This window comes from Sandaracinobacteroides sp., assembly GCF_057137845.1.
In genome coordinates, this window is record NZ_DBNHFX010000204.1 from 1 (window position 1) to 4,565 (window position 4,565).

Consider the following 4,565-nt stretch of genomic DNA (forward strand, 5'->3'; position numbering starts at 1 on the left):
GTGCGATTGCCGCGCCAGCTTACCGGAGACGGCGGACTGGAAGGCGAAACCGCGATCCGCGTATCGGTGTTCATGTCGGTGTTCGACGTGCACATCAATCGCACCCCCGTCGCGGGCGTCGTCAGGCGTATCGCCTATGTGCCCGGCGCATTCCTCAACGCCGACCTCGACAAGGCGAGCGAGGAAAACGAGCGTCAGTATTTCATCGTGGAAAAGGCCGACGGCACCAAAGTCGGTTTCACGCAGATCGCGGGGCTGGTTGCACGGCGCATTATCGCCTTCGTTGCCGAGGGCGCAGCCGTGTCGACCGGCGAGCGGATCGGGCTGATCCGCTTCGGCAGCCGCGTCGATGTCTTTCTGCCGGCTGGTTATCAGCCGCAGGTGATAAAGGGGCAACGCGCAGTTGCCGGTGAAACCGTGCTGGCGGCGCGCTCGGTTGCGGCTGCCATTCCGGGGCCTCGCCAATGAGCGAACCCTCGTCGGGCGGGGGCGGTGCGCTTCCGCTTCGCGCGCTGATCCCGAATGCGATCACCATGCTGGCCCTGTGCGCGGGCGCAACGGCGGTGCGTTTTGCGATCGACGGCGCCTTCGACAAGGCGGCGGCGGCGATCGTTATCGCCGGGGTGCTGGACGGCATCGACGGCCGTGTCGCCCGGTTTCTGCGCGGCACCAGCAGGTTTGGTGCCGAACTGGATTCACTCTCGGACGTGACTGCGTTCGGGGTTGCCCCGGCGCTGGTTCTTTATCTGTGGGCGCTGCATGAACTTGGCCGTTTCGGCTGGGTGGTCGCGCTTGCACTGGCGGTTGGGTGCGCCTTGCGGCTGGCGCGGTTCAATGCCGCGCTCGACAAGGATGATCTGCCAAAGAAGCGACTGGGCTTTACCACGGGTGTGCCAGCACCTGCCGGGGCGGGCATGGCGCTGATCCCGCTGTTCTGGAGCCTGGCGCACGACGGCGCGCTGGATGCCGATCCGTTCAGCAGGGCGGTGATCGTTGCCGTGGTGGTTGGCGTTACAGCCGTTCTGATGGTTTCCGCATTGCCGGGCTGGGGGTTCAAATCGGTACAGGTCCCGCGTTCGGCGCGGCTGTTCGTGCTGGGGGGCATCGGCCTTTATGCAGCGGCGATGGCGCAGTGGCCGTGGCGGATGCTGTTTGTGCTGGCGCTGGCCTATGCCGTGGCATTCCCGTTTGCCAGCATCCATTACGCCAGGTTGCGCAAGGCCGAACTTGATGCATCCACGACAGACGCGGCGGACAGCGCCAACTGACCACGCTCAGGCGGCGAAGCGACCGCTTCGCGCTGCACCGACGCCCGGACGCACCGTCGGGCGCGGAAACGGCAGCACGTTCGACTGCATCGCAGGCAGCGGCGCGGCCCATGGTGCGGCCGGGCTCCAGTCGAGGGCGTGCACCAGGCGTTGGCCATGCCGCCACAAAAGCCGCACATTCGCCGCAGCGATCGCCAGCAGGGCAGCCGGGCCAAGCAGGCCGAAAATGGTTGGGTCGGTCATCGTTTGCGCCTTCACATCCGTTGTGGATGAATGTTCCTATTATGTTCCGCATCTGTCAAGCCGATTCCTGCGCGCTGCGAAATTGCGTTGTGGCAGCTTCCATCTGACTGCCAGTCTCGCTTATCCTTGGTGCAGAGGGAGAGATTCATGGCTACGGGCACGATGCAGGAATGGCCGCTCAACGTATGGAAGCTGATCGACCATGCGGCGCAGAATCACGGCGCGCGGGAGATTGTAAGCCTGACATGTGAAGGGCACGAAGTCCGCACGAACTGGCGGCATGTGCAGGGGCGTGCGAAGCAGGTTGCCGCAGCACTGCGCCGTCTTGGTGTGCAACCCGGTGACAGGGTGGCGACCCTTGCGTGGAACACCCACCGCCATGTCGAAAGCTGGTATGGTATTTCCGGCATGGGCGGTGTTGCGCACACCATCAATCCGCGCCTGTTCGAAGAACAGATCGCCTATATCGCCAACCACGCCGAAGACCGGGTGCTGTTCTTCGACCTGACGTTTGTGCCACTGATCGAAAAGCTGGCCCCGGCGTTGAAGACGATCGAGCATTTCGTGCTGCTGACCGACCGCGACCACATGCCCCGGTCGTCGGTGACCCTGCTTTGCTACGAGGATCTGATCGCCGACGAAGACCCGGACAGCGCGTGGACGCCGGTGCCGGAAACCGCGCCATCCGGGCTTTGCTATACCTCGGGAACCACCGGGAACCCCAAGGGGGTGCAATATTCGCACCGGGCGAATGTGTTGCACGCATATGGCGCCTGCATGGGTGACGTGCTGGACATCCGTTCGACGACATCGATCCTGCCCGTGGTGCCGATGTATCACGCCAACGCCTGGGGTGTGCCGTATGCGGCGGCGGCGGTAGGCGCCAAGCTTGTCATGTGTGGACCGCATTTCGACGCGCCCACCATTGCGCGCATGATCCGCACCGAAGAAGTAACCCTGACGCTGGCTGTCCCGACCGTCTGGCTGTCGATGCTGCAACACCTCGATACCACAGGCACCGACCTGAAGCCCTTGGAACGGGTGGTGATCGGCGGCTCGGCGGCGCCGCGCGCGATGATCGAGGCGTTCGAGGACAAATATGGCGTAGACGTCTGCCATGCATGGGGCATGACCGAAATGACTCCGCTTGGCACGCTCGGCACGCTTTCGGCGCATGCGCACACACTGCCCCGGCAACGCCAGATCGATCTGAAGTGCAAGCAGGGCAGGGCGATCTTCGGCGTCGAACTGAAACTGGTCGACGACGAGGGGCGAGAGCTTCCCCGTGACGGGGTAGCCTTCGGGCGGTTGCTGGTGCGCGGGCCGTGGATCGTCGCCAGCTATTTCAAGGGCGACGGCGGAGACATCCTGGACAAGGATGGCTGGTTCGACACCGGCGACGTCGCCACCATCGACTCGGAAGGCTATATGCAGATCACCGACCGTTCAAAGGACGTGATCAAGTCCGGCGGCGAGTGGATCTCGTCGATCGAAATCGAAAATCTGGCCATCGGCTGCCCGGGTGTAGCGGAAGCCGCCGTGATCGGCATCGCCCACCCCAAATGGGACGAGCGTCCCCTGCTGGTCATCGTCCGCAAGGATGGTGCTTCGGTTTCGGCAAAGGAAGTGCTGGGCTATCTGGAGGGGCGGATCGCCAAATGGTGGATGCCCGACGCTGTCGAGTTCGTGGAATCGATCCCGCACACCGCCACCGGCAAGATCCAGAAGGTGGCGTTGCGCGAACGTTTTCGCGACTATCGGCTGGCCTGAAGGCGCCTCAGTGCTGGGGCGCGAACCCGCGCCTGCCGCTCCAGATCAGCGCAGTCAGGCTTAGCAGCGCCGCCGACGCAAGATACAGCCCGACAGGCGCCAGCCCGCCCGACAGGGCCAGCGCCTGCGCGATCAGCGGTGTCAGGCCACCGCCGATCACGCCCGCGATGTTGAACGCCATCGAAGCGCCGGTGTAACGCACCCGCGCCGGAAACAGGCCGGGAAGCCACGCGCCAAGCGGGCCATAGGCAAAGCCCATGGCGAACAGCAGCAACGAAATGAACACAAAGACACCGGCTAGCCCGGCCCCCATCAGCGGCGCCATCACCAGGCCCGACAGCATGACCGCTACGCACCCCATCGCCAACACCCGCCGTGGATCAGACCGCACATCAGCCATCCACGCCGCAAGCCAGATCCCCAGCGCCATGAACAGGATCGCCACCAGTTGCACGCCAAGGAAATCCTGCATCGAATAGCCGAGCGACTTGGTTCCCCACCCCAGCAGGAAGGCAGTCGCCACATAATAGGTGGCAAAACAGCAAACTGCCCCGATCGTGCCGGCCAGAAGCACGCCGCCGTGGCGCGAAACCACTTCGCCAAGCGGCACGCGCGGCGGAGGCGCTTCGGCGAGCGCCGCCCGGAATTCCGGCGTTTCGGTAAGTTTCAGGCGTATCCACAGGCCGACCGCCACCAGTACCGCCGACAGCAGGAACGGAATCCGCCAGCCCCAGGCAGCGAATTCCGCCGGTGAAAGCCAAAGCCCCAGAATCAGGAACAGTCCGTTTGCTGCGATGAAGCCGGCGGGCGCGCCCATCTGCGGCGCCGAACCGAAGCGCGCACGCCAGCCCGGCGGGGCATTCTCGACCGCAAGCAGCGCCGCACCGCCCCATTCGCCGCCAAGCCCGAACCCCTGCCCGAACCGCAGCACGCACAAGGCGAACGGCGCGATCCAGCCGGCGGTTGCATATGTGGGCAGAAAGGCGACCAGCGTTGTCGAAATCCCCATCGTCAGCAATGATGCGACAAGCGTTGCCTTGCGACCGATCCGATCGCCGTAATGGCCGAAGACGGCGGCGCCGACGGGCCGGGCGAAGAACGCTACCGCCAGTGTTGCAAAGGCGGCCATCTGCTGGATGCCGGGATCGGTTCCGGGGAAGAAAAGCTGGCCGAACACAAGGCTGGCCGCCGTCGCATAGACATAAAAGTCGTAAAACTCGATGCCGGTGCCGACGAAACTTGCCCACAGCGCGCGGCGCTGGCGAATCCGATCCGTGTTCAAAT

The 4,565-nt window shown here is 64.4% G+C and carries 5 protein-coding genes; 3 read left to right on the plus strand and 2 right to left on the minus strand.

Going from position 1 to position 4,565, the window contains the following annotated elements:
• Both AC16JP_RS11240 and AC16JP_RS11245 read left to right on the plus strand, forming a co-directional pair.
• A partial coding sequence (locus AC16JP_RS11240; protein WP_484340707.1) for a phosphatidylserine decarboxylase occupies positions 1–468 on the plus strand: 468 nt, incomplete at its 5' end.
• A complete protein-coding gene (locus AC16JP_RS11245; protein WP_484340708.1) occupies positions 465–1,268 on the plus strand; it encodes a CDP-alcohol phosphatidyltransferase family protein in 804 nt (267 codons plus the stop codon). The genes AC16JP_RS11240 and AC16JP_RS11245, both read left to right, overlap by 4 nt.
• A 6-nt stretch (positions 1,269–1,274) precedes the next feature.
• On the opposite strand, the gene AC16JP_RS11250 is transcribed toward AC16JP_RS11245, so the two are convergent.
• Positions 1,275–1,511: a hypothetical protein gene (locus AC16JP_RS11250; RefSeq protein ID WP_484340709.1), complete on the minus strand. Its 237-nt coding sequence runs from the start codon at positions 1,509–1,511 to the stop codon at positions 1,275–1,277.
• A 147-nt stretch (positions 1,512–1,658) separates the two neighbouring features.
• Here AC16JP_RS11250 and AC16JP_RS11255 point away from each other — a divergent pair, with 147 nt between their 5' ends.
• Complete coding sequence (locus AC16JP_RS11255; RefSeq protein ID WP_484340710.1) at positions 1,659–3,281, plus strand: long-chain-fatty-acid--CoA ligase; 1,623 nt, start codon at positions 1,659–1,661, stop codon at positions 3,279–3,281.
• A gap of 7 nt (positions 3,282–3,288) precedes the next feature.
• On the opposite strand, the gene AC16JP_RS11260 is transcribed toward AC16JP_RS11255, so the two are convergent.
• Positions 3,289–4,563, minus strand: a complete 1,275-nt coding sequence (locus AC16JP_RS11260) for an MFS transporter (protein WP_484340711.1) — start codon at positions 4,561–4,563, stop codon at positions 3,289–3,291.
• Positions 4,564–4,565: the final 2 nt, after the last annotated feature.